The organism is Pseudomonas sp. GW456-12-1-14-TSB6 (assembly GCF_059424205.1).
Genome location: NZ_JBWKZE010000004.1, coordinates 50,979 through 75,714, shown reverse-complemented (window position 1 = coordinate 75,714; position 24,736 = coordinate 50,979). Strand labels below are relative to the sequence as shown.

Here is a 24,736-nt window from a genome sequence, read left to right as displayed (position 1 = left end):
GCTCTCGTGCCCTTTGCGTTTACAGCGATCTTCTACCGAGGCTTAGATGCCCAGGCAGAGGTATTTGATTTCCAGGTAATCTTCGATGCCGTACTTGGAGCCTTCACGGCCCAGGCCCGAGGCCTTGATGCCGCCGAACGGCGCGACTTCGTTGGAGATCAGCCCGGTGTTGACGCCGACCATGCCGTATTCCAGGGCTTCAGCCACACGGAACACACGGCCCAGGTCGCGAGCGTAGAAGTACGAAGCCAGACCGAACTCGGTGTCGTTCGACATCGCGATCACTTCGGCTTCGTCTTTGAAGCGGAACAGCGGCGCCAGCGGACCGAAGGTTTCTTCCTTGGCCACCGCCGCGTCTTTCGGCACGTTGGTCAGGATGGTCGGCTCGAAGAAGTTGCCTTCCATCGGCTTGCCGCCGGCCAGAACGGTTGCACCTTTGCTCACGGCGTCAGCAATGTGCTCTTGCACCTTGGCCACGGCTTTCTCGTCGATCAGCGGGCCGGTGGTGGTGCCGTCGTCCAGACCGTTGCCGATCTTCAGCTTGGCGACTGCCACTTTCAGCTTCTCGGCGAACGCGTCGTAGACCGAATCCTGAATGTACAGACGGTTGGCGCAGACGCAGGTCTGGCCGTTGTTGCGGTACTTGGAAATGATCGCGCCTTCGACGGCCTTATCCAGGTCCGCGTCGTCGAACACGATGAACGGCGCGTTGCCGCCCAGTTCCAGGGAGACTTTCTTGATGTCCTTGGCGCATTCCGACATCAGCTGACGACCGATTTCGGTCGAGCCGGTGAAGGACAGTTTGCGCACGATCGGGTTGCTGGTCAGCTCGCTGCCGATATCGCCGGCGCTGCCGGAGACCACGCTGAACACACCTTTAGGGATGCCGGCGCGCTGGGCCAGTTCGGCCAGAGCGAATGCGGAGAACGGCGTTTGCGAAGCCGGCTTGAGCACCATGGTGCAACCGGCGGCCAGCGCAGGACCTGCCTTACGGGTGATCATCGCCGCCGGGAAGTTCCACGGGGTGATGGCAGCGGTCACGCCGATCGGTTGTTTGATCACGATCAGGCGCTTGTCCGGCTGGTGGCCCGGAATCACGTCGCCGTAAATGCGCTTGGCTTCTTCGGCGAACCACTCGATGAACGAAGCGGCGTAAACGATTTCGCCCTTGGCTTCGGCCAGTGGTTTGCCTTGTTCGAGGGTCATCAGGCGAGCGAGGTCATCCTGGTTCTCGATCATCAGTTCGAACCAGCGACGCAGTTTGCCTGCACGCTCCTTGGCGGTCAGTGCACGCCAGGCCGGAAGCGCCTTGTCGGCGGCTTCGATGGCGCGGCGGGTTTCGGCAGCGCCCATCTTCGGCACGGTGCCCAGAATCTCGCCAGTGGCCGGGTTGTTGACCTTGATCGTCTGACCGTTGTCCGCGTCGACCCATGCGCCATCGATGAAGGCTTGCTGGCGGAACAACTGGGTGTCTTTAAGCTGCATGTCGGCTTTCCTTAACAGCACCGCGCAAGGCGCGGAGCAAAATTATGATTGTAGAAAGGCGCCTCGCAAGGCTGCCGTCAGGGAAATCATTCACCGGGCTGGCACAAAAATAGCGCACGACTCAAAACGCGTGCGGCTCAGCACCTGGATAAGGAGCGTTTGAAATCTCAAACGAATCCTAGGTTCAAAGGGGTTGGAGGACAATAGGGCGTTCGAAAAAAAGAACAAAAACGCCGCAATTGCTGAACATTTCAGATCAACGTACCAACAGCCCCGATCGCAGGGAAACCATAGAACAGCCTCCCCAAAGCGCCAAGCGAGCCTTTTGCAGGACGTTACAGCTTTATGGAATGCAGGGTTTTCCAACCGACACTTGCACTGACAATCCACGCCAAAACCCGGCATGGACGCCCCGAGCCGACCTAGGTATGATGTCGCCCGCTGCACCAGTAGCTCAGCTGGATAGAGTACTGCCCTCCGAAGGCAGGGGTCGTGGGTTCGAATCCCGCCTGGTGCGCCATGAACAAAACGAAAAAGCCCCGGACTGCAAGGTCCGGGGCTTTTTTGTGCCTGCTGGCTGGCGACTCACTCCGTCGTCCAGTCAAACTCGTCGTATTCATCATCGTCTTCATCGTCCTCGATCAAGTCATCATCGAGAACGTCTTCCTCCAGATCCTCTTCGGCCTGCTTGGCCAGAAGAAACTCCTTGCGACTCTCCGTCACTGCCCGCCGCAGTTCCTCACCCTTCACCGGGCAGTTGAGCATTTGGGCGATGCGGTCGATTTTTTGGGCCACGGCATCCTCCAGCGCATCGGCAATGACCCGATAGTGCGCGTTTTTGCGGGTCAATGCCAAATGGCGGATGGCTGATACGGTCAGTTCTTGCGGATTTTTTCCAGTCGCAGGTCGAGATTCACGTTCGGGTAGCGCTTGTGCAGGTTGTTGAACAGGCTGTCGGCCGCTTGCGACTGGCCGGACTCGCGCAGGCGCAGGACCTCGCGCAGTTGCGCGTCGAGACCGTTGACTGGGGCGGCGGCGCGCTTACTGACCTTGGCTTCGTCCGCCGTGTCGGCGCTGATCGATTCGCTCTGCATCGGCGCGGCCATTTCCGCCATCGGCGCGGGAGCTGGCGCGGAAAGCCCGCCAGCGGGGGCCGACAACGATCGGGCCTCCTGGCGGGCCACGGGCGCGGCCGGTTTCGCGGCGGGGGCGAAATCGTATTGAGCGGCGGGCTCCGGCGCGCGCTGCACCAGCGACAGCATCAGCGCGATGCCGACCAGGCTGGCGAAAACCACCTGGTAGCGCGGTGTCTGGCAGGCCTTGAGCCAGCGTTGCCACAGGCTCTGCCTTGGCGCCGGGGTTTCACGGTGGGCGGCGTTTAGGATCAGCGCATCGAGATGCGCCGGCGGCTCGGCGTTGTGCTGTTCGCGCACATGCTTGAGCACTTGCTCTTCGGGTGTCAGGCGGGTATCCGTCATGTCAGTACCTCCTCGGCCAGCAGCCGACGCAGTTTTTGCTGGGCGTAGCGCAAGCGGCTCTTGACGGTTTCCAGCGGTGTTTCGGTGAGGCTGGCGATTTGCGCCAGGTCGAGGTCGCCATGGGCGCGCAGCAGGAACACTTCGCGCTGGTCGGCGGGCAAGGATTGCAGGGCGCTCTCCAGGCGCTGGCTGTCGCGGCTGAGGTTGAGCAATTGTTCGGGATCGGAGGCGTCGTCGCTGACGGCGTGGAATTGCTCGTCATAGCTGTCATGCAGCGGTTGCCGGGCGCCGTGTTTGCGCCAGTGGTCGATCAGGCGATTGCGGGCAATCTGGAACAACCATGTACGAAAGGTCGCCCGGCCTTGTGGCTGACTGGCACTGCGGATCAGGCTCAGCCAAGTCTCCTGGAAAACCTCGTCGGCCAGTTCCGGTTTGCCGCTCAAACCGAGCAGAAACCGGTAAAGACTCTGCCGATGACGAGCGTACAGGATCTCGAACGCCTTGCCGTCACCCTCGCGATACCGGGCCAGCAGCGATTCGTCGCTGCTGGCCTCAAGGCTGTCGGCGGAGGTAAACAGCTGTGTGATAAAGCCTTTAAGGCGGCTCACTATTCAATCCGTCGCTCGGTGGACATTGCGTTGGAGGCCGTGGACGTGCGCAAGCTCTGCGCCAGCTCCACCAACTGCACGAACTCGTTGCGCAGGCCGAAGCGGTCATCGCCGCGTGCACCTCGGGCCAGGGCTTCGGTGTCCTTGAGGCTGAATTCGCCGGTGTAGCGGCCGTCCTTGAGTTGCTGGGAAAACGCGGCGACGGCGGCGGCGAAACGCAGATCCTCACTGGCCGGCGCCACCTGACTGGCAATCGGCCGCTCGATCAGCAGACTTTTCCCACCCTCAGGCCTTTGATATCGCACGCGCAGCATGGCCAATTCTCCTTTCTTCTCGGAAACAACCGCGTCGGTTTTTCCGTAACGCAGCGGCTCCAGCCAGCCCTGCTCGCCTGTCGGGACAATTTCATACAACGCCGTCACCGTATGGCCTGCACCGATTTCACCGGCATCGACCTTGTCGTTGCTGAAATCCTCACGCTTCAGTGCGCGGTTTTCGTAACCGAGCAGCCGGTATTCGCTGACCTGCGCCGGATTGAACTCAACCTGCAACTTGACGTTTTTCGCCACCACGGCGAGGGTCGAACCGAGTTGATCCACCAGCACCTTGCGCGCTTCTCGCAGGTTGTCGATGTAGGCGTAGTTGCCGTCACCGGCATCGGCCAGTTGTTCCATCAGGTGTTCATTGTAGTTATCCACACCGAAACCCAGGGTAGTCAGGGAAATCCCGGTCTTGCGTTTATCCACAGCCATTTGTTTCAGGCTGTCGAAGTCGCTGATGCCGACGTTGAAGTCGCCGTCGGTGGCCAACAGGATGCGGTTGATGCCGTTGGGGATGAACGCCTGCTGCGCCATCTGATAAGCCAACTCGATACCTGAAGCGCCAGCGGTCGAGCCACCGGCGGTCAACTGTTCGATGGCTGTGCGAATTTTCGCCTTTTCCCGTCCGGAAGTCGGCTCCAGCACCACTCTGGATTCGCCGGCATACACCACCAGCGAAACCCGATCCTGCTCGCGCAATTGATCGACCAGCAACTTCAGGGTGCTTTTGACCCGCGGCAAGCCTTCAGGGCGGTCCATCGAGCCGGACACATCCACCAGAAATACCAGATTGGCCGGGGCCAGTTCCGCCACCGCGCGATCGGAGGCCTTGATGCCGATGCGCAGCAAGCGGGTGTGCGGGTTCCACGGTGAGGCAGCCAGTTCGGTGGTCACGCCGAAGGGCGAGCCATCGCTCGGCAGTGCGTAGTCGTAGGGAAAGTAATTGACCATCTCTTCCAGCCGCACCGCGCCTTCCGGCGGCAGTCGACCCTGATTGAGCAGCCGCCGCACATTGGCGTAGGCGCCAGTGTCGACATCGGCGCTAAAGGTCGAGACCGGAGTTTCGGCGACGCTGTGGATCGGGTTGTCGGCCAGCTTGGCGTACTGCTCGCGTTGTTCGTCACGATAGCCTTGTGGATAACTTTCACTGGCCGGCATCGGTGCAAAACTGGCGATCGGCGCCGCCAGTGCACTGCGCTTGGCCATCGCGCTATCGGCCATCACCGCTTCAGGTTGCACGGAAGATTTCAGTTCGGTCTGCGCCGGAGGCGGCGCGACGGTGGTTTCCGGGCTGGAGGAAACGCCGCAACCGGCAACCACCAGCAACACACTGGCAGCAAGGGGGCGCAGAAGCGTCGAAGGAAGGGACATGGGGGCTGACCTCGGGGAAGAATTGATCCATTCATCCCCTGAGACGGGCAGCCCTTTGCGTTCGGGTTAAACCTCGCCGAAATTTTTTTCAGCGGTGATAGCGCCGCACCGCACTGCTGTTGCGCAGCACGTGGCCTTTGATTTTTTCCATCAACTGGGCGCGGGTCAGGCCGGCAGGCAAGGCGTCCGGGGCCAGATCCAGGGCATAGATCTGGATGATGTAATGGTGCGCGCTGTCGCCCACCGGCGGGCACGGGCCGATGTAGCTGGTGGTGCCTTTGCTGTTGGTGCCACCGACACCTTCAAGGGCCGATTTGGCTCCGACACCCGCCGGAATCTGCCGGGTCGTGGCCTTGATGCCGTAGTGAATCCAGTGATCGACGCCCGAGCCTTTCTGGCCGTCCGGATCGTGCATGACGATGGCGTAGCTCAGGGTTCCGGCCGGGCCGGCATTCCAGCTCAGGGCCGGCGACTGGTTCTTGCCGCCGCAGCCGGCCGCATCGCTGGCCGCCGCCGAGGTGAACAGGCGGTTATCCGACACGCCGGGAATGCTGAGGGTGAAACGCTCCTGGGCCTGCGCCGGAAACTGCACGCAAAGGGCGACGGCAACGGCCGCCAGCCAAGGGTTGAGAGAGGTCAATCGGGTCATTCCGGGAGCACCTTGTGCAGTTGGGCCTTCGTCGGCCTGCAAACTATAGCCGTACCGTTCGTGCCGTGGCAGTGGCAAATGGCTGAACCTCGCAATGCGGCCCAAACTCGTAAGAGAAATGCCTGTGAGGAGCACGACCATGACCCTGCACCGTGTCGCCCGTTTCGCCGATGTGCCTGAAGACCGTGGGCTGGAGGTGCAGATCGGCGACTGCAAGATCGTCCTGCTGCGCGCCGCCGGCCAGTTGCGCGCCTTTCAGGGGCAATGCCCGCACGCCGGCGCGCCGCTGGCGGAAGGTGCGTTGTGCCACGGCCGGCTGATCTGCCCGTGGCACAAGGCAGCCTTTCGCGCCGAAGATGGCGCGTTGTGCGAGCCTCCGGCGCTGGACAGCCTCAAGCGCTATCCGCTGGAACTGCGCGGCGACGAGGTGTGGGTCGATGACCAGCCGCTGCCGGATCCGCACACCCCGCCGCAGGACGATCCGCGCACCTTTGTGATCGTCGGCGCCGGTGCCGGGGGAACGGCCTGCGCCGCCGCCCTGCGGGAAAAAGGCTTCGGCGGGCGAATCGTGCTGATCGACCGCGAGCCGGACGCCGGCTACGACCGCACGGTGCTGAGCAAATTCGTGCTGTCCGGGGAAATGCCGTCAGCGGAAACCCCGCCGCTGCGCGATGACGATTTTTACCACGAACAGCACATCAACCGGGTTTCAGGCGAGGTCACCGGGCTCGATGCCGATACCAAAACCCTTCACCTGAGCGATGGCCGCACACTGCATTACAGCGCGGCGGTGCTGGCCACCGGCGCGACGCCCAACGCATTGGAGTTACCCGGCGCCGACCTGCCCCAGGTGTTTGTCCTGCGCTCAAGAACCCAGGCGCAATCCATCATGGACGCCGCCCAACCGGGCCAGCGCGCGGTGATCATTGGTGACAGCTTCATTGCCCTTGAATGTGCTTCAGCCTTGCGCCAACACGGTCTCGAGGTGACGGTGCTGGCCCGTCACGCGATTCCCTTCGCGGCGCAATTCGGTGAAGCCGTCGGCAAGGCGATCCGGGCGCTGCATGAAGAACACGGCGTCAAATTCATCACTGATCACGAAGCCAGGGAGATCACTGGGGACGGCAAGGTCGAGGCGGTGTTGCTCGACAACGGCCTGCGCCTGTCGGCGGATCTGGTGTTGGCGGGAATCGGCGTACATCCGGCCACCGAAGCCTTCGGCGACCTGCCGCGCGAGGACGATCAATCACTGTTGGTCGATGCCGGCCTGCGCGTGGCTGACGACCTGTGGGCGATTGGCGATATCGCCACCTTCCCGTTGAACGGCAAACCACAACGCATCGAACACTGGCGCCTGGCCCAGCAGCACGCGCGGATCGCCGCCGCCAACCTGCTCGGTGGCGACGAGCATTACCTCGACGTGCCGTATTTCTGGACCTGGCATTTCGGCCGCAACTACGACTATCTCGGTCACGCCGAGCAGTGGGACGCAGTGGAATTCATCGGCGAACCCGAACAGCCGCCATTTATCGGGCTGTTCGGGAGCAAGGGCGTGGTGGTGGCGGCGGTGGCCTGCGAAGAGGAACGAGCGATGGCCCTGCTCGCCGAACGCATGAAACAGCCGCTGCCGATGGATGAAGCCTGGCGGCTGATTCGCGCCGTCAGGTGATCCGGTTCAGCGGCTCGCGGTTGTCGTCGTCCTCGGCGTGCAGAAATATCACCCGAGGATGCTCGAGTGGCGCCAGCGGTGGTGGCAGCTCTTGCGGCTGAACCGGCCACAGATGCGGCACCACTTGGCTGACGTCGCCGTCCTGATCGTTGTGGATGGTCATCACGCCCGGCCCGCGCAGTTTCTGAAAGCGCTCGTCGCACAATTTGAAGCTGCGGCTCAGCCCTTCATCGTCGACCACCGGGGACGGCAGGCGGCGCTGGGCGAAGCTTCGGCTCTTGCGTTGCTGATAGCGCGCCCAGCCGATCAGGATCACCGCGTTGACCAGCGCCACCCACAGGTAAATCTGCAAGGTGCCAAGGGCTTCGAACGCCGAATTGTCGATGCGCGGCCCGCCTTCGTGGGTCTCGATCAGCGGCCATAGACCGCGCGCCAGCAGATACAGCAGGCCGATCCAGGCCAGCACGGTGAAGAACGCATCGACCACCACCAGAAACGGCCGTTGGCGGGTTCGGATGATTTTCATTTGATAACCTCCTCTTCATCGTCCCCGAGCGGCTTGATACCCCGGTCGGGACTGACCCAGCGCGCACGCTTCTGGTGTTGGCCGAACAAGACTTTGGGGAAACTGACCAGCGTGGTCAGCAGGCTGACGAACCAGAACGCAATCGGATACCAGACCACCCAGAACATGGTCTTGCCCAGGCCCGGCTCGTAACGACGGTCAATGATGATGCTGACCGCGAACTGCACCAGGCAGACAAACGCCAGCAGCAGACCGGTGAACGCCGGGGGCATCAGGTGATCGACCGCAATCGCTTCAGGCATGACCACGAACTTGCCGACGGCCCAGAAGATCACCGACAACAGGAAGGTGAACGCCCAACCGGTCGACAGGCAGTATTCGAACAGCAGCGGCCACAGGTAACGGTGACGGTATTGCCAGATCCCGCGAATGTTCTTGAACAGCACCTCGGCGCCGCCCTGGGCCCAACGCAGGCGCTGCTTCCACAGACCGCGCAGGGTTTCCGGCATCAGGATCCAGCACAGGGCACGGGGCTCGTAGAAAATGCTCCAGTGATCCAGTTGCAGCTTCCAGCTGATGTCGATGTCTTCGGTGATCATGTCCGGGCTCCAGTAGCCAACCCGGTTCAGCGCCGTGCGGCGGAACGCGACGATCACACCCGACACCGTAAAGATCCGCCCGAACACCCGCTGGGTGCGCTTGATCAGCCCGATGATCGACGAGAACTCGCCGACCTGAACCCGCCCGACCAGGGTCGAACGTGTGCGGATCCGTGGGTTGCCGGTCACCGCACCCAGTCGTGCGTTGTCGAGCATCGGCGCCACAAGGTAAGCGGCGGTGTTCGGCGCCAGCAGCGCGTCACCGTCGATGCACACCAAGTATTCGCTGCGCGCAGCGATGGCGCCCATGCGCAGGGCCACGGCCTTGCCCTGGTTTTCCGCCAGGTGCAGCACGCGCAGCCGTGGATCTTCCTTAGCCAGTGCATCCAGCACTTGCGCGGTGTTGTCCTTGGAGCCGTCGTTGATCGCGATGACTTCGATGTTCGGGTAGTGCTGCGCCAGCGCCGCGTGGATGGTGTCGGCGGCGTTGTCGCCCTCGTTGTAGCAAGGGATCAGGATCGAAATCAGCGGTTCGCCTTCCAGCGGTGGCGGCAGGGTGTCGTCCTTCCACGGCCAGTGCCGCTCCCAGTGCAGCCAGAAATACAGGCCGCCGGAAATCCACAACCCGGACATGAACAGCGGGTAGAAGAACACGAAGTCCATCAGGAATTGCCCGGTGACCAGAAAGATCAGCCCCAGCGGGACGCCGAGGACGATCGCCAGAACAAGCAGGGCCAGCAGTCTATCCAGCATGTCATGGGTTCCATTTGTTGGAGAGCGCAGGCCGCACGGTTTTCAGGTCCGGCAGGTTCTCGAGAAAGTTGTCCGGGTAGTAGCCGAAACTGGTGGCGCCCTGACGCTTGAGGCGGCTCATCCAGTCGGCCAGTTGCGCGCCGTCGATGTCGGTCTGGTCCTTTTTCGTCCAGTCCCGGGCCTGCAATTCGAACACCGTGCGATTCAGCGCACCGGGGCGCTGTTTGATCTTCGCCACCAATTCTTCGAGCCACGGGCCGGACTGCGCATACGTCTGTTTTTCCATGAGCGGCATGGCCATCGGCGCCGTCCAGTCGTAAGTCCCGAGGAAGTCGTCGAGGTTCTGCGCGAACCACGCTTCGCTGTGCGGGTTGAGCACCGGCTCGGCGAAGATGTTGCGCGCGGTGAGCACTTGCGGGCCACGAATCGCGCGCACCTTGGCGGTCAGTTCGTTGGTGAAGTCGATCAGGTAGCGGCTCTTGAAGCGCGTCCAGCGCTGCATCTCGGCCGGATCGTCACGCAGAGCGGCGATCGAGCCCGGCAAGCCGTTCGCGACATAAGCCTCCAGCGCCTGAGGGCCGGCGTCTTCGAAGTCCGAAAGCACCGCGTCGTCGTGGTAAAGAATGCCGTCGACCGAAGTCAGGCGTGCCACGTCTTCGTAGATCTCGCCGATGATCCGCCGCACTTCGGGATCGAACGGCGACAGGCGTTTGTATTGATCCGGGTCGACCGCGGTCGCGCCGGTCTTCGGATCCCAGCGCGTCACCCGTGGCAGCTTCGAATCCAGCTCGAAACTCAGCACCGGCATCCACGCGAAAACCTTCACGTGAGCCCGGGTACGCAGTTGCCAGGCGACGCGGTCGAACAGGTCGGCGCGCATCGGCAGATGACGGTTGGGGAAGTACAACGAATGCACCAGCCCATCGCCCTTCGGATCGGCGAAGGCTTGCAGGAACACAGTGTTGGCGCCCATGTCAGCCATGCGCTGGATCAGTTTGCCGAGGTTGATTTCCTGCTGCGCCGGGTCCGGGTCGTAGACGTTGTCCAGATCGACGTGGACCACGCGCATGGTGAAATCCGATTGCACGCCGACCACGCTATTGGCGAAGTGCTCGCCGTCAGGGTCGGAAGCCACCAGGAAACGCGGCCCGCTCATCAGGTTGTCGAGGGCATCGAGGCCGTCATCGAGGGTCAGGGCCATTTCATAGCCTTCTTCGCTGACCACGGTCAGCGACGTGCCGTCCGCCGTGCCATAAGGCCAGACCCAGATGCGCGGTTTTTTACCGGTGTTCTTGCGGATCTTCTCCGAGATCGCCTGCACGTCAGCGCGGATCCGCGCCTGGAAATCGGCCTCGGATTCGTAGCGCTTGCTCACCGGATCGTAGCGGCGGGTCGCGGCCGCCGGCTGCAGGTTGCCTTGCGGGTTGGCGAGAATGCCTTTGTGATTGGCATCGGTGTGAGCGGCGATTTCCACCAGACCCGATTGCGAGATTTCCCGCACCTGAGCCCAGGTCAGGAAGTCGGAGCGCGCACGCGGTGTACCGGCGAAATCCACCGGCTGGTTCAGCGGCGTGTCGATCCAGGTGCCGACCGGCGCCAGCAGCGCATGCCAGTTGTAGGCGCGCAACACCGGCAACACGCGGGTGTAGAAGCTTGAGTAACCGTCGTCGAAGCTGAGCAGGATCGCCTTGGGCGGCAGTTCCGGCCCGCCTTTGCGCGCGGCCATGATCTGGTCGACCGTCACCGGTTTGTAGTTGTTTTCCCGCAGCCAGGCGAGTTGCTCAAGCAGGCGCTCGGTGCGCACCGCCACCACCGCCTGATCGGGGTCACGATCTTCGACGTCATGGTAGGCAATGCCCAGCACGTGGTTTTTCGGCCAGGGCTTTTCATTGGCTGCCAGCGGTCGCTCGGACGGCGGCACGAAGGCCGGGGCTTGCTGGGCGCAGGCGCTGACCAGCAGCACTCCCAGCAGAAGGAAGAAACGCGAAATCAAAGGCATCTTCAAACTCTTCTAGAAGCGGAAAGTGAGGTCGACGAGCAGACGCAGATCGGTTTCCCGGTCACCGTCGTAGGGCCGGTTGATCACGCTGAACAAACCGCCCACCTCGAACACGTCGTTCCAGGCGTAGCGCTGGCCGTAACCGAGCAATGCCATGCCGCCGGTGCCGTGATCACGCTGGCTGTAAGTGCCCGCTCCGGCCTGGAACTGCTGGCTCCAGGCGGTTTCGTAGCGGTGGTACAGCACGTGATTGACGTTGAGCAGCGGCATGACGCTGAAGTCCGACTTCGGGTTGAAGTACGGCACGTCATCGGACTTGGAGTTGTGGCTGGTGCCCACTTCCAGGCCCGCATCGACTTGCAGGTTCGGCGCGCTGTAGACGCCCTCTTTGCCGGTCAGCAAGGCTTCGACGCGGTTGTTGCCGTCACTGAAGTGCGACGGGCTGACCGCCAGCCGCCACTCACGGCTCTCATTGGCGCGCCAGCGGATGAAACCGCTGCCGCCGTTGGCCTTGATGTCGCTGTTCAATGCCCGCAGCGGGGTTTCGGCCGAGAGGTATTCAAGGCTGCCGCCGTATTGCCAGTGATCGTTGATATCCCGGGCAATCGCCAGACGCGCGCCCTGCTTGTCGCCGAAACCGTAGGAATGATTCGATACTTCGGCTTCGAGGGTCATGTCGCGGGTGCGACGCTCCAGGCCGACACGCTGGAAGCGGTGGTGGCCGGTGCCTTCGGCAAAATCGCCGGTGGCGTATCCGGCCCCGGCGAACACTCGCCAGTCTTCATCGATCGGCGGGCTGTAGAGGGTGGTCTGGATGCCGAAATCCCGGCTGCCGGTGACCGCGCCGGCATCGCCACCGCTGCCACCGTTGGCCTTGCCGCCATAGGCCTCGACGCGCAGCTCGGACATGTCGTGCACTTCACGTTCACGGGCCAGACGCTGGACCTGACGGTTGTCGGGAAAACGCGCCACCACGTCATCGGTCAGCGCATCCATCTGCCGCCATTCCTGCAAGTCCATGGCGGTGCGGGCCTGCGCGACTTCCAGGCCCATGTCGCGCGGCGCGATGCTCTCGGTTTCCTTGAGCTGGTTTTCCGCGCGGCGCGGCCAATTGCGAGCCAGGTACAGGTCGGCCTGGGCCAGGCGCAGGCCGATGTTGCCCGGCGCCTGGTCCACCAGGGTCTGCAAGCGCTCTTCGCCGTGAGGCAGGTCGGAGCCGTAAGTGCCGGCCTGTGCCGCCAGTTGCTGGGCGTCCATCCATTCGTCGTTGGGGTTGCCGATCGGCAGGCCCTTGAGTTCGACGCGCGGCTTCTGCGCCCTGGCCTGATCTTCAGCGACTTTGCGCGCCTCTTCGGCGCGGTCGCTTTCCAGCAGCGCGTAATACAGAGCCGTGGTGTCTTCGAGTCGGTCGCCGACATCGGCGTCCGGCGCCGCCAGCACCTGACGGTAGAGATCGGTGGCGATTTCCGGCTGGCGCTGATCCAGATAGGACGCCGCCACCCAGCGCAGGGCGTAGGTCGGGATCTTCACGCCTTCGGCTTGCAGCTTTTGATATTCGCTGATGACTTCGGCGGTGCGCGCCCGGGCCTTGAGTGCGCCCATGCGGTCGATGCGCCAGCGGGTCACGTCGTCGTGAGCAGTGGCGTCCGGAGTCCAGGTGGCGAGGAGCTGGTCGTAGTCGGCCAGGGCGCGGTCGGCGATCACGTAGCGTTCTTTTTCGCTGCGGGTGGCCAGTTCGGCGAGGCGCACGCGTTCGGCGGCCAGATCACCTTCCAGGCGACGCAAGGTGACGGGATCGATCAACCCCGGACGCTGCCTGGCAAGCCGCAGCGCCGGTTCCGGCAGACGCGCCTTTTGCAGGGCGACCACGTATTCGCGGGCGACCTCCGGTTTATTGCCGGCGCGCATGAAGGCCTGGTCGTATTCGAACAGCGCGTCGTACGGCTTGCCGGCGCGATTCAGGGCGTAGCCCAGCGCCAGTCGGCGGGAGGGATCATCGGGTTTGGCGGCGACCAGCGAACGGGCGCGGATCACCCCTTCGTCGGGCTTGCCGGAGTCGGCCTGGGTCAGCGCCAGACCGAGTTGCAGGTCGGCGTTGTCCGGCTCCAGCGTCAGGGCCTTGTTGTAGACCTGGATCGCCTGATCCCAGCGCTTGAGGTTGCGATAGGCCCGGGCGGTGGCGGTCAGTGCCTGGATCGGCAGCACGCGGCCACGACCCTGGGTCTCGTAGACCTGCACCACTTCGGCGTCGAGCCCGGCCCAACCGGCGATTTGCAGGTGATCGCTGACCTGGCCGGTGGTGGCCTGGGCCGGCGGCACCTGACGCAAAACGGTCAGCGCGGGCGTGTAATGCCCGGCCCGGGCGTCGAGCACCATTTGATCGTAGGCCGTGGCGGCGAACGCGAACGCCGGCCAGAGCAACTGGCTGCACAGCGCGACTCGAAACAAAGGGCGTAAACCACGATGTAATACAGGACCATCAATACGCGGCATTCGTCAGCATCCTTACATGGCCAGCCGGGTAGCAGTGCCCCCCCTTGCCCAATTCGTAACGGAGGCCAGGTAGATCACCTGGCCAAGCTATCCAAGCAGTCTTGCACGCAAGCGTAGATCAATATTCAGAACACAATAATTGTTCAGATTCGTGACGATGACTGGCCCCGGCTGACCGTTGACCCGGATGCCAGACAGCAAAACGCCCGGCGTCTGCGGGTGCAGAGGCCGGGCGTTTCGGTGAAGCGCGGGGCGTTTACTGAGGCTGTTCGATACTGCCGAACTTGCTCATCAGGAAGCCCACGAACTGCTCGACGGTCATCTTCTGGCCGTTGAATTCAACCTGATTGGCGGCGTAATGCAGCTTGGTGACAACGTTGGTGCCATCCAGTGTCGCCAACTGCGAACCAACGGCCATGCCGGCGAACATGTCAGCGCCAGCGCTGGCCTGGTCGACGATGGCCTTGGCATCGGTCTGGCCATCGATTTGCGCCTGCACGCTGAGCAGATCGACCAGCATCGGCTTGGACACCAACACATTGATGTCCAGCAGCGCGATCAACTGTTTGCCCAGTTGATCCGGTGGCAGGTCCATCGATGCAGGCTTGGTCAGATCAAGCACCAGATTCGCCCGGCTTTCGCCGTTGGCGGTTTTCAGCGACAGGTCTTCCAGCGCCAGTTGCGGCCCAGCCGCCAGCAGTTTCTGCAGGTCGGCCTTGACCTGGGTCGACTCGGCCTCGGTCAGGTTCAGCTCCGGTGCCGGCAGGCCGGCGGCGGTGGCTTCGGCAGCGGCTTTTTCGTAAGGCTGCAGCTTGGTCTGGTAGATCTGCATCAGCGACATCGCCGACGGTATGTCGAGGTTTTTCAGGCTCATGGCCAGATTGGCCGAACCGATCTTCTTGTCGTTGAGGGTCACCTCAGCGACTTTGTAGTCGGCACGACCGGAGGCGTTGCTGCCGTTCTCTTCAGTGCGGTTCTTCATCTCGAAGTTCTTCACGCCCAGCACCGACTGCTTGGCGCCGAAGGTGGTCTTGCTGCTGGTCAGCTCCAGGGTGTTCTCGCCGGTGTAGTAGCCGTAGGTGCTCTTGGCGAGGTTGCTGGCCAGGGTCAGGCCATTGAGTTCGATCTGCACCGGCGTCTGGTCTTCGGCGACCGTGGTCAGGCGCAGGCTGTCCATGTAGCCGTCGGCCTTGACTTTCTGGGCCTGGGCGCTGGCGGAAATATCCATGTTCAAGCCGGAAAACTTCAGGTTCGACTTGTCATCCAGCGCAGCTTCCAGTGGCAGCAGTTCGAGGTTGCCGGTGGTGGACTGGTCGTAGCCGATGTTGACCACACCTTTGAGCGGCGCCGCGCCCTTGGTGGCGGCAAACCATTTTTCGGTGATCGGGGTCTTTTCCAGCTCAAAGTGACTGGTGGCCATGACCGGCAGCCATTTCAGCGAAACCAGACGCGAGAACGGCAGCGGGCCATGTTCGATGCGGTCGACGAACAGCAGCTCGACCGGCGCTTCGCCGAACATTTCACCCTCGCCCTTGAGGCGATAGTGCGCGGTGCTGCTGAAGGTGTTGCGCTCCAGCGACACCAGTTCCAGCGACGCACTGCCGTTGGAGCCGGCCATGGCGGTCTGCAACTCGCTGTTGGCATTGGCGACGGCATTGTTCAACACGCCTTCGATTTTGGTGCCGGTGTACCAGGCCCCGCCTACGCTGATGGCGCCAATGGCCACAACAATTCCGAGAAGCACGCCTGCTGATTTATTCATGAATGACCTGATCGATTTCCGTGGCTGAAAGTGTGGTCGTCTTCCCTGAACCCGTGACCGGGCCGTGGCGCGACTCCGCTGAATTTAGCGGTGGAGATTAGCACCGGGCGCGCCTGGCAGCCCAATGTTTAAAGGTTAAAGAGTGTCGACAAGACATGGACAAACAAAAAGATCGCCGGGTTCGGCGATCTTTTCGGGCTCAGGAGTATTGAACCTCGATCTCGTCCAGCTGATGGTCGAAGCTTTTCAGCCTCGCGGTCCAGGTGTACACCAGCACTTCGAAATCCCGGTCGATCACCGCTCCACCCGGCCCGTCGCTGCGCGGGTCGCAGAAATCCAGTTGATAACGCTCGCGGGCCATGGCCGTGGCGACGTCCGACAGTTCGCGGGCGTTGTTGAGCCAGTGCCAGCCGTCGCCGGCGACTTGCCGGTCGAGGGCCAGACATTGTTTTTTCAGGGCTTCGAGGCTTTTTTCCAGCGGCGTGCCGGTGAGCTCGCCCATGACTTCGGCGAATGTACGCCCCGGCTGCCAGTAGCCTCCCCAGAAGTAGCGGTCGAATACGGTTTCGACTTTGCGCAGCGCGACTTTGGTGTCCCAGATCAGCAGCAGCGTCTTGCTTTGCTCAAGCTGGCGTTTTTTGAGTCGCTGGGTCTGCACCAGCGCCGACGCCACGACCACGATCGCCATGACCGCGATCAGCGCCACGGTGCTGTCGAGAAAGACCATTGCCTTGTCGATCTGGTGGGCCAGCATGATGCCGTAGAAGTAGGTGGCCGACAGCAGCACCAGGGCTACCAGGGCGCACCAGAAGCCAAGAGCGTAAGGGTTTTTCATTATTGGTTTCCCCTAGACCTGCGCTAGCGATGTGCACTGAAAAGGCGCCTGGTTCGGGGCGCCCTTTCAATACTTCAAAGCATAGCAACGGCCTCAGGGTTTGCTGGCGCTCGAGGCTTGCGTTCGTCCGCTTTCCCAACCGCCGCCCAGGGCGAGGAACAAATCGATCTGGCTCATGGCAACCTGGGTGTTGGCGGCGGCCAGTTGCGCGGTGACGTCGGTGTAGGTGCGGGTGGCCTGGAGATCGGCGAGAAACGACTCGCGGCCGGCCTGGAAGAAGCGGTGCGTCTGGTCCGCCGCCAGTTTCGCCGACTGCTCGGCATCGGCCAGCGCATCGCGGCGTTGCAGCAGCGCGGAGTACTGGGACAGGCCGGTCTGGGTTTCGCGGATGGCGTTGAGCACCACGCCGTCAAAGTGCGCCAGCGCACCCTGGGTGGTGGCTTCGGCTTCGCGGATCCGGGCCCGGGCGCCGTTGGTCGGCACGCTCCAGCTCAGCGACGGGCCGAAGCCCCAGCGGTTGGTGGACGGTTTGCCAAGGTTGTCCAGAATGCCGACGGTGCCGATGGTTGCGCCGAAACTGATGTCCGGGTACAGCTCGCCGGTGGCGATGCCGATCCCGGCGGTCGCGGCCGCCAGACGCCGCTCGGCCTGGCGGATGTCCGGCCGGCGCTTGAGCAGCGCGGCGCCATCGCCCACCGGCACCAGTTGAGCGATTTTCGGCAGTTCGGCACAGGTCGCGGTGCCGGCCGGCAGTTGATCGACAGGCTTGGCCAGCAACATCGACAGACGGAACAACCCGGCCTGCCGCGCCGCTTCATAGCGCGGCATGTCGGCGCGCAGGGATTTGAACTGGGTCTGCGAACGGGTGACCTGGGTTTCGTCGCCACGGCCGGCATCGCGCAGGCGCTGGATCAGCGTGGTGCTCTGGGATTGCAGGTCGAGAGAATGCTGGGCGATTTCCCGTTCTTCGTTGGCCGCGCAGACTTGGGTGTAGGCCCGCACCACGTCGGCGACCAGAGTGATACGTGCGGTGTCGGCAGCGGCCTGGGTTGCGTCGGCGTTGGCTTTGGCTGCTTCGATCCCGCGTTGCAACGTGCCCCAAAGATCGAACTGATAGGACGCACTGATACCGATATCGCCGATGTTGGCCACCGGCACTTTCTCCGGCAGCAGGAACGCCTCGCCGGATTCCTGCAAGCGTTGCGCGCCCATTTTCACGCCGCCGCTCCAGCCACCGGCCGCCTCGGCTTCATCGACCTGGGCACGGGCCCGCGACAGGTTCGCCGCCGCCACCCTCAGATCGGTGTTGGATGCCATGGCCTGCTGCACCAGTTGATCCAGACGCGGATCCTGATACAGCCGCCACCAGTCCGCCGGCACCGGGGCCGACACCACCGGTTTGCCGGCCACCGCCAGGTCGCCCTGGAAATCCTTGCGCTGGATCGCCGCGTCTTCGGGCACGTGGTAGTCCGGCCCGACCATCGAGCAGGCCGACAGCATCACGCCCAGCCCGGCGACCATCAGGGCCCTGTTCATTGCGCGGGCTCCTGCGGTTGATCGTCGATGATCGACACGGTGGCGGTACGCCCGGCGATCATGCGGAAGTCATCCGGCACGTCGTCGAAGGCAATGCGCACCGGAATCCGTTGCGCCAGGCGCACCCAGCTGAACGCCGGATTGACGTTGGGCAGCAGGTTGCTGCCGCTCGAACGGTCGCGGTCTTCGATACCGGCGACGATGCTTTCGACGTGCCCGCGCAGGCGAGCGCGGTCGCCGATCACGCGGATATCCACCGACTGCCCGATGTGGATGCCGTCGAGTTTGGTCTCTTCGAAATAACCGTCGATGTGAAACGAATTGCTGTCGACCACCGACAACACCGGGCGCCCGGCGGTGACGAATTCCTGCGAGCGCGGTGCACGGTCGTTGACGTAGCCGTCCACCGGGCTGCGGATCACCGAGCGGTCGAGGTTGAGCTGAGCGCTGTCCACCGCCACCAGCGCTTCGGCCAGGGCCGATTGCGCTCGGGCCACTTTCGACAGGCTTTCTTCCAGCTGTTCGGCCGGCACCAGATTGCCCAGACCACGGTTACGCTTGGCTTCACGCTGCGCCTGAGCCAGGGTTTCTTCGCGATCGGCTACCGCGGCCTTAGCCTGGCGCAGCGCCAGTTTGAAACGGTCCTGGTCGATGCTGAACAGCACTTGGCCGCGTTTCACCAACTGGTTGTCCTTCACTTCGACCTGCTGGATCAGCCCGGACACGTCCGGGGCAATCTGCACGATGTCGGCGCGAATGTGGCCGTCGCGGGTCCAGGGCGCGAACATGTAATACATCACCATGCGCCAGACCACGACGACGGCGAAAGTCACGATCAGCAGCGTCAGGACGACGCGACCGAGAGTCAGAAACGGTTTTTTCATGTCATCAGGTATCGACTGAGTGAATCCACGCCGTACAGCATCACGGCGTAGAGAGCCACGTTGAACAATGCCCGGTGCCAGACCAGACGGTAGAAATGCAGGCGTGTGAGCACGCCGTGTACCAACACAAACAGCACATAAGTGATGCCCATCAACACCAGCAGGGTCGGCAGGAAAATGCCGCTGATATCCAGATCACCGATCATAGGGGCGCTCCTTCGGGCAGCGGTTCTTCGGGCTCTGCGTTGGAAACGAATTCCACGCCGGGCAACAGCGCCAGGCGCAAACCGCTCAAGGCGTGCAACAGGTTGAGCCGGGTTTCTTCATCGCCGTGGCCGTTGAGCGCACGGCGGGTGCGATCCATGGTCATCAGCAAGGCGCTTGGTGCAGGCAGGCGTTCGCCGGCCTTGAGACAGGCCCGGAAATATTCGCCGACCTCTGCCACCACCTGCTTGAGCAGCGCGTTCGGCGCGCCCGTCACTCGCGGTGTGTAGGCGAGCAGGTCGAGCAGGTTCAGCCCCACGCGCACTTCGCGCATGGCGATGCCGGTGTCCTGGCCGGTCAGCGCCAGACGCGGCAGGTGCTGCATCAGACGGTCGAGCAGTTGCACACCCAGTTGCCGGTGTTCGGCGAGGTTCGCCGGTTCGGTCATGCTGACGATGTCTTTCCAGCTGAAACGGGTCAGGCGCTTGGCCGCCAGTTCGGCGCCGAACGGCCGGGCGATCAGGGTCCAGATAAACGCGAACAACAACCCAATCGGGCCCGCCAGGTTGGAATTGACGAAGGCAAAGAAGTCCGCGTCGTAAGCACCGGAAATGCTGATGAACGACGAGGTGTTGACCAGCGTCAGCAGCATGCCGAGGTAGAAGCGTGGCTGCACCGTCAGGGTGCCGACACAGATGAACGGCACCGCGAACGCCAGCACCAGCATCGGAAAGTCATGCAGGTTTGGCAGCACCAGAAACAGGTACAGACTGGCAAACAGCACCGACATTCCGGTCCAGAAAAAGAACCGGTAAATCTGCGGCGCCGGGTCGTCCATCGAGGCGAAGAAGCTGCACGACACCGCCGCCAGAATCACCGCGCTGCCACCGTCGGTCCAGCCCAGCAGGATCCACAACACCGAGGCAACGATGATCGCCAGAATGGTCGAGGCCACCGAATACAGCATCAGCCCGCGGTCGATGAATGGCGTCAGGCGACCGAGGCGCCAGTGACGATACACCGCGCGCCAGCTGTCCTGGCGCTCGCACAGGATCGCGTCCTGCAGGCTGCGGCAGTCCTGCCACAGATCGATGAATTCGCCGAGGCGATACAGCGCGTTGGAAAACAGCAACTGTTTGCGATCTTCCAGGGCTTCGGCGCTCGGTTGCAGTGCTTCGAGCTGATCCCGCAGGGCTTGCCAGCGGCCGAGATCGGCGTCGTTGTGGCCGAGCCATTCGCGGGTCGCGGTGAGCAGCGGGGCGAATTTTTCCACCAGCTCGGGCGTGCGCCGTTCGAGGGCGTAAAGCGAATCTTCAAGGGCATCGATCACCGGCAGCAGGTGAATCATCCGGCCGCGCAGTTCCTTGGTGTTGCGTACGGTTTGCGGCCGCGCACCTTCGTGCGGCAACTGGCCGATCATCAATTCCAGGCTGTTGAAACTGCCGACCATCGCCATGCGCAGGGCTGCGACCTCTTCGGGCTGCACGTCGCGGCTGAGGAATTTCAGGCTGTAAGTCGTGGCGTCGGCGAACCATTTGCCCACGGCGTCGTTGAACACCGGCGCCAGGCGTCGTGGCCAGAACATCGCACCGACCACCGCCGCCACGGCGATGCCGAGAAAGATTTCCTCGGTCCGCGACTCGGCCACGTCCCACACCGCCAGCGGGTTATCCACCACCGGCAGGGCGATCAACGGCAAGGTGTAGCCGGCCAGCATCAGCGCGTAGTTGTTGGCGGTGCGCAAATGCAGGGACAGAAACAGCAGAATACCCGTCCACAAGGCGATGACCACCACCAGCACATACGGGCTCTGGACGAACATCGGCACGAACAACACCGCCGCCGCCGCACCGAGAAACGTGCCAATCGCGCGATACAGCGCCTTGGAACTGGTCGGGCCGAGGAACGGGCTGGAAACGATGTACACCGTGGCCATCGCCCAGTACGGGCGCGGCATCTGCATGAGCAAGGCGATGTACAGCGCGGTCATCGAGGCCGCAAACGTGCGGACCCCGTAGAACCAGTCCCGCGCCGGGGGCATGCCGGAAAAGAACCCGTTCACGGATTGATCACCGTTGGCGGAGTGGCCGCCTCAAAAGCTCTCAGTACTCGAAGCGTAGCCTCCAGATCGCGCTGGTCGATGCCTTCGAGCACTTCATGACGCAGACGCACCAGTTGCGCCTCCACCGCTTGCACCAGCTCACGGCCGGCGTCGGTCAGGCTCAGGCATTTGGCGCGACGGTCCTGGGCATCTTCGGTGCGGCAGACAAAACCGGCGTGACACAACTGATCGAGCAGGCGCACCAGCGACGGCGACTCCATCCCAGCCGCCTGCGCCACCTGCACCTGGCGCACACCCTCGCCCAACCGCCCGATCATCAACAACGGGACGGCGCAGGCTTCGGAAATTCCATAGTTGACCAGCGTGGTCTGGCAGATCTTCCGCCAATGCCTGGCGGCCACCACCATGGCACTGCTGATGTTCATCTGGAGAGCGTCGAGGTTATTCGGCACGAGGAAATGCACACACTGTTAGTTTGCTAACTATCAATATCGCATTGGTGGGGAAATTCAGTCAAGTTTTGAAACAAATTGGGTGGCGTGCTTCAGCTCAGCGTCTTTTCGCGTTTTCGTAGACGTCGCTTCGCTCGCGCTTACCCACCGCGACTACCGAGACAACCACTCGCTCTTCGATCACTTGGTAAACCAGTCGATAACCGGACGCTTTGAGTTTGATCTTGTAGCAATCAGGCATGCCGTGGAGGGAGTCAGCCGGAATACGGGGACGCTCAAGACGCTCAGCCAGCTTCTTTTTAAATTGATCACGCAACGTATGACCCAGTTTGTTCCACTCTTTGTGAGCGGAAGGCAGAAATTCGAGCTTATAGGTCATCCAGGCTTACCGGTATGGGAGTCTCGTGACTGCGAGAACGAACGATTTCTGCCAACTCGAGATCATCGAGCCGCTCCATCATGGCTTCGTAAACGTCAGCCGGCACCATGTAGCCCATGACCCGGTTGTGATTCAGGACAGCAACTGCTCCTCCGTGCGCGCCGTTTAGCACTGCGGAGGGGTTTTTCTTCAATTCAGAAACACTGACAGCCATATCGGCCAGAACACTTTGCATAATAAAAGACCTCAATTGAGGTCGTAATTCTGGTCTAAGGAAGCATTACTGGCAACCGGATGAGTTGATTCAGCTTACGAACGGCAAGCTGATAATTACCCCCGCCCCTTCCTCAACATCACATCCAGCTGATCCACCACATCCGCCCAATCCGCATCATCGAGAATCTCATCCCGCAGGAAATCCGCCTGGCTCTTGGTCCAGAAAAACGCGTCGCACAAGTGCAGTTCGGGTTTGAGCGGGGAATGGGTGGCGATGAACTGGTCGATGCTGACCGGGTCGTTGTCCAGACCGAGTTGCTTGAACAGGGATGGGAGGCTGTGCGTCGGGTTTTCCATGTCGGAACTCCTGCGAGATTTATAGGGTGTGAAAGATTTTTCGCGAGCAAGCCCGCTCCACAGGTTTAGCGCAGAACCTGTGGGAGCGGGCTTACTCGCGATTGGCGTCGACACAGACGCTAAAACAGCTACTGACTCAACTCCCGCACCTGCGCATGCGGCACCATTTTCAGGAACTCGGGCATGCTCATGTGCAGCAGGTTGTTGTGGTTGCCGGCTTCCAGGTAGATGTCCTTCTGCCGGGTCAGCAGCGGGTCGATGACCATGTCCAGGCCGTAGGAATCGCCCAGTGGCGGCACCGCGCCGCGCTCACAGTCGTCGAAGATGTGCGCCAGATTGCTTTCGCGGGTGATCTGCCATTCGCCGCTGCTGCGCACCTTGCTCAAGTCCAGGTGACGGCTGGCGGGCAGCACCGCCATCAGGTAGTGCCCGTGACGGTCGTCCAGGATCACCGATTTGGCCACCCGTTCTGCGGCAATCCCGGAGACCCGCGCCGTTTCCAGGCTGCTGGACGAGTGCGGGTGGGTGACGATGTCATATTCGCATTGCGCCCGGTTGAGGCTGCTCTGCACTTTCTTGGCCATACGCATGATGCACCTCGGTGCCCGCCGACGCTGCGCGGCGGACGGTAATGAAACGCTGTGGCTGTCCTTCAAAGTCTAGTCCCGTCGGCCGCGCACACAGGGAAATCCGCCCACTGGCGGGGCGGGGAGAATTGATCAAAATTCATCCAGCCACAGCCTCAACTAGACTGTAAGAACAACCCCTGACTCTCGCGGAGGGTCACGTGAACATCCGTTGCTGTGCGTTTGCCCTGTTGCTGCTGAGTGGATCGGTGGTTGCGGCAGACACCCCGTTTACCGCTGTCAGCCCGGTCGGTCTGTGGCTGATCACCCTGGGCATCGCGTTTCTGATCGCCGAAGCCGCGCTGCCCAACTACGGGGTGATCGGCCTCGGCGGCATCGTCATGTTCGTGATCGGCGCGCTGATTCTGAGCAACGCCGAACTGCCGGTACCGATGATGATCGGCCTCGGCCTGGTCAGCGCCCTGTTGCTGATCGCGCTGCTGGTCCGCGCCCTGAAAACCCGACCGCGCCAACCGGTCAGCGGCGATGCCGGCCTGCTCGGCAGTGTCACGGCGGTGACGGTGGTGCAACCGGAAGACAGCCGCAACGGCTGGGTGCAGTTACAAGGAGAACGCTGGCAGGTGCTGAGCACCACGCCGCTGCACACCGGGCAACCGGTGCGGGTGGTCGGGCGCAAGGGCCTGTTGCTGCAAGTGGCCGCGACTGACGCGGCACCGCTCGGAGAGTGATCATGGGTCTGCAAATCGGTTTTGTCGCGCTGCTGCTGTTGCTGATCGCCCTGGCCGGCTCGACGTTCCGCATCCTGCGCGAATACGAACGCGGCGTGGTGTTCCAGCTCGGACGCTTCTGGCAGGTCAAGGGACCGGGACTGATCCTGCTGATTCCGGTGGTGCAGCAAATGGTCCGGGTCGATCTGCGCACCATCGTCCTCGACGTGCCGCCGCAGGACGTGATCACCCGCGACAACGTGTCGGTGAAGGTCAACGCGGTGCTGTACTTCCGCGTGCTCGATCCACAGAAAGCGATCATCCAGGTCGAAGACTTCCTCATGGCCACCAGCCAACTGGCCCAGACCACCCTGCGCGCGGTCCTCGGCAAACATGAGCTGGACGAACTGCTGGCCGAGCGCGAACGCCTGAACATCGACATCCAGCAAGTGCTCGACGCCCAGACCGACGCCTGGGGCATCAAGGTCGCCAACGTCGAAATCAAGCACGTCGACCTCAACGAGTCGATGGTGCGCGCCATCGCCAAACAGGCCGAAGCCGAGCGCGAACGGCGCGCCAAGGTGATCCACGCCGAAGGCGAATTGCAGGCCTCGGAAAAACTCATGCAGGCCGCCGAAATGCTCGGTCGCCAGCCCGGCGCCATGCAACTGCGCTACATGCAGACCTTGAGTTCGATTGCCGGCGACAAGAGCTCCACCATCGTGTTTCCGTTGCCGATTGAACTGCTCAAAGGCATGGCAGATTTGTCAGGTAAATCCTGAGGCAAAAGCTCGCAGTCGGCAGC

24 protein-coding genes and 1 tRNA gene are annotated in these 24,736 nt (G+C 62.5%); 4 read left to right on the top strand and 21 right to left on the bottom strand.

The window, feature by feature from the left end:
• Positions 1-42: 42 nt before the first annotated feature.
• The gene (gabD, locus tag AC07Y2_RS04915; protein ID WP_103385544.1) at positions 43-1,485 is read right to left on the bottom strand and encodes an NADP-dependent succinate-semialdehyde dehydrogenase; all 1,443 of its coding nucleotides are present in this window, start codon (positions 1,483-1,485) and stop codon (positions 43-45) included.
• A gap of 443 nt (positions 1,486-1,928) precedes the next feature.
• Between gabD and AC07Y2_RS04910 the strand changes: the two genes are divergently transcribed.
• Positions 1,929-2,005: transfer RNA gene (locus AC07Y2_RS04910), tRNA-Arg, on the top strand.
• Between the two features lie 65 nt (positions 2,006-2,070).
• Here AC07Y2_RS04910 and AC07Y2_RS04905 read toward each other — a convergent pair.
• The 5 genes from AC07Y2_RS04905 to AC07Y2_RS04885 all read right to left on the bottom strand — a co-directional run bounded on the left by AC07Y2_RS04905 (position 2,071) and on the right by AC07Y2_RS04885 (position 5,911).
• Complete coding sequence (locus tag AC07Y2_RS04905; RefSeq protein WP_219736870.1) at positions 2,071-2,340, bottom strand: hypothetical protein; 270 nt, start codon at positions 2,338-2,340, stop codon at positions 2,071-2,073.
• A 20-nt stretch (positions 2,341-2,360) separates the two neighbouring features.
• The gene (locus tag AC07Y2_RS04900; protein ID WP_103385543.1) at positions 2,361-2,963 is read right to left on the bottom strand and encodes a hypothetical protein; all 603 of its coding nucleotides are present in this window, start codon (positions 2,961-2,963) and stop codon (positions 2,361-2,363) included.
• Positions 2,960-3,541: an RNA polymerase sigma factor gene (locus AC07Y2_RS04895; protein WP_219736875.1), complete on the bottom strand. Its 582-nt coding sequence runs from the start codon at positions 3,539-3,541 to the stop codon at positions 2,960-2,962. Before AC07Y2_RS04895 ends, AC07Y2_RS04900 begins: the two co-directional genes overlap by 4 nt.
• 29 nt (positions 3,542-3,570) lie before the next feature.
• A complete protein-coding gene (locus tag AC07Y2_RS04890; protein ID WP_103385541.1) occupies positions 3,571-5,262 on the bottom strand; it encodes a vWA domain-containing protein in 1,692 nt (563 codons plus the stop codon).
• An 88-nt stretch (positions 5,263-5,350) separates the two neighbouring features.
• Positions 5,351-5,911 (bottom strand): YbhB/YbcL family Raf kinase inhibitor-like protein, encoded by a 561-nt coding sequence (locus tag AC07Y2_RS04885; protein ID WP_039772989.1) that lies wholly within the window; start codon positions 5,909-5,911, stop codon positions 5,351-5,353.
• A 139-nt stretch (positions 5,912-6,050) separates the two neighbouring features.
• Between AC07Y2_RS04885 and AC07Y2_RS04880 the strand changes: the two genes are divergently transcribed.
• Positions 6,051-7,580 (top strand): FAD-dependent oxidoreductase, encoded by a 1,530-nt coding sequence (locus AC07Y2_RS04880; protein WP_103385540.1) that lies wholly within the window; start codon positions 6,051-6,053, stop codon positions 7,578-7,580.
• Here AC07Y2_RS04880 and pgaD read toward each other — a convergent pair.
• From pgaD to AC07Y2_RS04805, 15 genes are all read right to left on the bottom strand, one after another.
• The gene (pgaD, locus tag AC07Y2_RS04875; protein ID WP_039772993.1) at positions 7,573-8,106 is read right to left on the bottom strand and encodes a poly-beta-1,6-N-acetyl-D-glucosamine biosynthesis protein PgaD; all 534 of its coding nucleotides are present in this window, start codon (positions 8,104-8,106) and stop codon (positions 7,573-7,575) included. The two genes, AC07Y2_RS04880 and pgaD, sit on opposite strands and share 8 nt — an antisense overlap.
• Positions 8,103-9,458: a poly-beta-1,6-N-acetyl-D-glucosamine synthase gene (pgaC, locus tag AC07Y2_RS04870; RefSeq protein ID WP_064592607.1), complete on the bottom strand. Its 1,356-nt coding sequence runs from the start codon at positions 9,456-9,458 to the stop codon at positions 8,103-8,105. Before pgaC ends, pgaD begins: the two co-directional genes overlap by 4 nt.
• A gap of 1 nt (position 9,459) precedes the next feature.
• Entirely contained in the window at positions 9,460-11,457 is a 1,998-nt protein-coding gene (pgaB, locus tag AC07Y2_RS04865; protein WP_103385539.1) for a poly-beta-1,6-N-acetyl-D-glucosamine N-deacetylase PgaB, read from the bottom strand.
• A 12-nt stretch (positions 11,458-11,469) separates the two neighbouring features.
• Positions 11,470-13,950: a poly-beta-1,6 N-acetyl-D-glucosamine export porin PgaA gene (gene pgaA / locus AC07Y2_RS04860; RefSeq protein ID WP_103385538.1), complete on the bottom strand. Its 2,481-nt coding sequence runs from the start codon at positions 13,948-13,950 to the stop codon at positions 11,470-11,472.
• 256 nt (positions 13,951-14,206) lie between these two features.
• A complete protein-coding gene (locus AC07Y2_RS04855) occupies positions 14,207-15,712 on the bottom strand; it encodes a YdgA family protein (RefSeq protein ID WP_039773001.1) in 1,506 nt (501 codons plus the stop codon).
• A 199-nt stretch (positions 15,713-15,911) separates the two neighbouring features.
• Positions 15,912-16,547, bottom strand: coding sequence for a hypothetical protein (locus AC07Y2_RS04850; RefSeq protein WP_011331886.1), 636 nt, complete (start codon positions 16,545-16,547; stop codon positions 15,912-15,914).
• Positions 16,548-16,640: 93 nt separating this feature from the next.
• Positions 16,641-18,083, bottom strand: a complete 1,443-nt coding sequence (locus tag AC07Y2_RS04845; protein WP_074689355.1) for an efflux transporter outer membrane subunit — start codon at positions 18,081-18,083, stop codon at positions 16,641-16,643.
• The gene (locus AC07Y2_RS04840; RefSeq protein ID WP_085667626.1) at positions 18,080-18,967 is read right to left on the bottom strand and encodes an efflux RND transporter periplasmic adaptor subunit; all 888 of its coding nucleotides are present in this window, start codon (positions 18,965-18,967) and stop codon (positions 18,080-18,082) included. The genes AC07Y2_RS04845 and AC07Y2_RS04840 overlap by 4 nt, the downstream gene beginning before the upstream one ends.
• Positions 18,964-19,173, bottom strand: coding sequence for a DUF1656 domain-containing protein (locus tag AC07Y2_RS04835; RefSeq protein WP_007957657.1), 210 nt, complete (start codon positions 19,171-19,173; stop codon positions 18,964-18,966). Before AC07Y2_RS04835 ends, AC07Y2_RS04840 begins: the two co-directional genes overlap by 4 nt.
• Positions 19,170-21,233, bottom strand: a complete 2,064-nt coding sequence (locus AC07Y2_RS04830; RefSeq protein WP_103385537.1) for an FUSC family protein — start codon at positions 21,231-21,233, stop codon at positions 19,170-19,172. The genes AC07Y2_RS04835 and AC07Y2_RS04830 overlap by 4 nt, the downstream gene beginning before the upstream one ends.
• A complete protein-coding gene (locus tag AC07Y2_RS04825; protein WP_039773010.1) occupies positions 21,230-21,658 on the bottom strand; it encodes a MarR family winged helix-turn-helix transcriptional regulator in 429 nt (142 codons plus the stop codon). The genes AC07Y2_RS04830 and AC07Y2_RS04825 overlap by 4 nt, the downstream gene beginning before the upstream one ends.
• Before the next feature lie 124 nt (positions 21,659-21,782).
• Entirely contained in the window at positions 21,783-22,064 is a 282-nt protein-coding gene (locus tag AC07Y2_RS04820; protein ID WP_039773012.1) for a type II toxin-antitoxin system RelE family toxin, read from the bottom strand.
• Positions 22,054-22,299 (bottom strand): type II toxin-antitoxin system Phd/YefM family antitoxin, encoded by a 246-nt coding sequence (locus tag AC07Y2_RS04815; protein ID WP_039773014.1) that lies wholly within the window; start codon positions 22,297-22,299, stop codon positions 22,054-22,056. The genes AC07Y2_RS04820 and AC07Y2_RS04815 overlap by 11 nt, the downstream gene beginning before the upstream one ends.
• A 95-nt stretch (positions 22,300-22,394) precedes the next feature.
• A complete protein-coding gene (locus tag AC07Y2_RS04810) occupies positions 22,395-22,637 on the bottom strand; it encodes a DUF2789 family protein (RefSeq protein ID WP_103385536.1) in 243 nt (80 codons plus the stop codon).
• Between the two features lie 128 nt (positions 22,638-22,765).
• Positions 22,766-23,227: an aminoacyl-tRNA deacylase gene (locus AC07Y2_RS04805; protein ID WP_007957669.1), complete on the bottom strand. Its 462-nt coding sequence runs from the start codon at positions 23,225-23,227 to the stop codon at positions 22,766-22,768.
• A gap of 197 nt (positions 23,228-23,424) precedes the next feature.
• Here AC07Y2_RS04805 and AC07Y2_RS04800 point away from each other — a divergent pair, with 197 nt between their 5' ends.
• A complete protein-coding gene (locus AC07Y2_RS04800) occupies positions 23,425-23,952 on the top strand; it encodes an NfeD family protein (RefSeq protein ID WP_103385535.1) in 528 nt (175 codons plus the stop codon).
• A 2-nt stretch (positions 23,953-23,954) separates the two neighbouring features.
• A complete protein-coding gene (locus tag AC07Y2_RS04795; RefSeq protein ID WP_039773021.1) occupies positions 23,955-24,713 on the top strand; it encodes a slipin family protein in 759 nt (252 codons plus the stop codon).
• The last annotated feature ends 23 nt before the right edge of the window (positions 24,714-24,736 follow it).

Bases quoted from the DNA above. Each gene is read 5' to 3' on its own strand.
- AC07Y2_RS04805 (WP_007957669.1), bottom strand. From the start codon at position 23,227: ATGCGTATGGCCAAGAAAGTGCAGAGCAGCCTCAACCGGGCGCAATGC.
- AC07Y2_RS04850 (WP_011331886.1), bottom strand. From the start codon at position 16,547: ATGAAAAACCCTTACGCTCTTGGCTTCTGGTGCGCCCTGGTAGCCCTG.
- AC07Y2_RS04810 (WP_103385536.1), bottom strand. From the start codon at position 22,637: ATGGAAAACCCGACGCACAGCCTCCCATCCCTGTTCAAGCAACTCGGT.
- AC07Y2_RS04885 (WP_039772989.1), bottom strand. From the start codon at position 5,911: ATGACCCGATTGACCTCTCTCAACCCTTGGCTGGCGGCCGTTGCCGTC.
- AC07Y2_RS04880 (WP_103385540.1), top strand. From the start codon at position 6,051: ATGACCCTGCACCGTGTCGCCCGTTTCGCCGATGTGCCTGAAGACCGT.
- AC07Y2_RS04845 (WP_074689355.1), bottom strand. From the start codon at position 18,083: ATGAACAGGGCCCTGATGGTCGCCGGGCTGGGCGTGATGCTGTCGGCC.
- pgaC (WP_064592607.1), bottom strand. From the start codon at position 9,458: ATGCTGGATAGACTGCTGGCCCTGCTTGTTCTGGCGATCGTCCTCGGC.
- pgaD (WP_039772993.1), bottom strand. From the start codon at position 8,106: ATGAAAATCATCCGAACCCGCCAACGGCCGTTTCTGGTGGTGGTCGAT.
- pgaA (WP_103385538.1), bottom strand. From the start codon at position 13,950: ATGCCGCGTATTGATGGTCCTGTATTACATCGTGGTTTACGCCCTTTG.
- AC07Y2_RS04835 (WP_007957657.1), bottom strand. From the start codon at position 19,173: ATGATCGGTGATCTGGATATCAGCGGCATTTTCCTGCCGACCCTGCTG.
- pgaB (WP_103385539.1), bottom strand. From the start codon at position 11,457: ATGCCTTTGATTTCGCGTTTCTTCCTTCTGCTGGGAGTGCTGCTGGTC.
- AC07Y2_RS04840 (WP_085667626.1), bottom strand. From the start codon at position 18,967: ATGAAAAAACCGTTTCTGACTCTCGGTCGCGTCGTCCTGACGCTGCTG.
- AC07Y2_RS04900 (WP_103385543.1), bottom strand. From the start codon at position 2,963: ATGACGGATACCCGCCTGACACCCGAAGAGCAAGTGCTCAAGCATGTG.
- AC07Y2_RS04890 (WP_103385541.1), bottom strand. From the start codon at position 5,262: ATGTCCCTTCCTTCGACGCTTCTGCGCCCCCTTGCTGCCAGTGTGTTG.
- AC07Y2_RS04825 (WP_039773010.1), bottom strand. From the start codon at position 21,658: ATGAACATCAGCAGTGCCATGGTGGTGGCCGCCAGGCATTGGCGGAAG.
- AC07Y2_RS04815 (WP_039773014.1), bottom strand. From the start codon at position 22,299: ATGCAAAGTGTTCTGGCCGATATGGCTGTCAGTGTTTCTGAATTGAAG.
- AC07Y2_RS04855 (WP_039773001.1), bottom strand. From the start codon at position 15,712: ATGAATAAATCAGCAGGCGTGCTTCTCGGAATTGTTGTGGCCATTGGC.
- AC07Y2_RS04795 (WP_039773021.1), top strand. From the start codon at position 23,955: ATGGGTCTGCAAATCGGTTTTGTCGCGCTGCTGCTGTTGCTGATCGCC.
- AC07Y2_RS04820 (WP_039773012.1), bottom strand. From the start codon at position 22,064: ATGACCTATAAGCTCGAATTTCTGCCTTCCGCTCACAAAGAGTGGAAC.
- gabD (WP_103385544.1), bottom strand. From the start codon at position 1,485: ATGCAGCTTAAAGACACCCAGTTGTTCCGCCAGCAAGCCTTCATCGAT.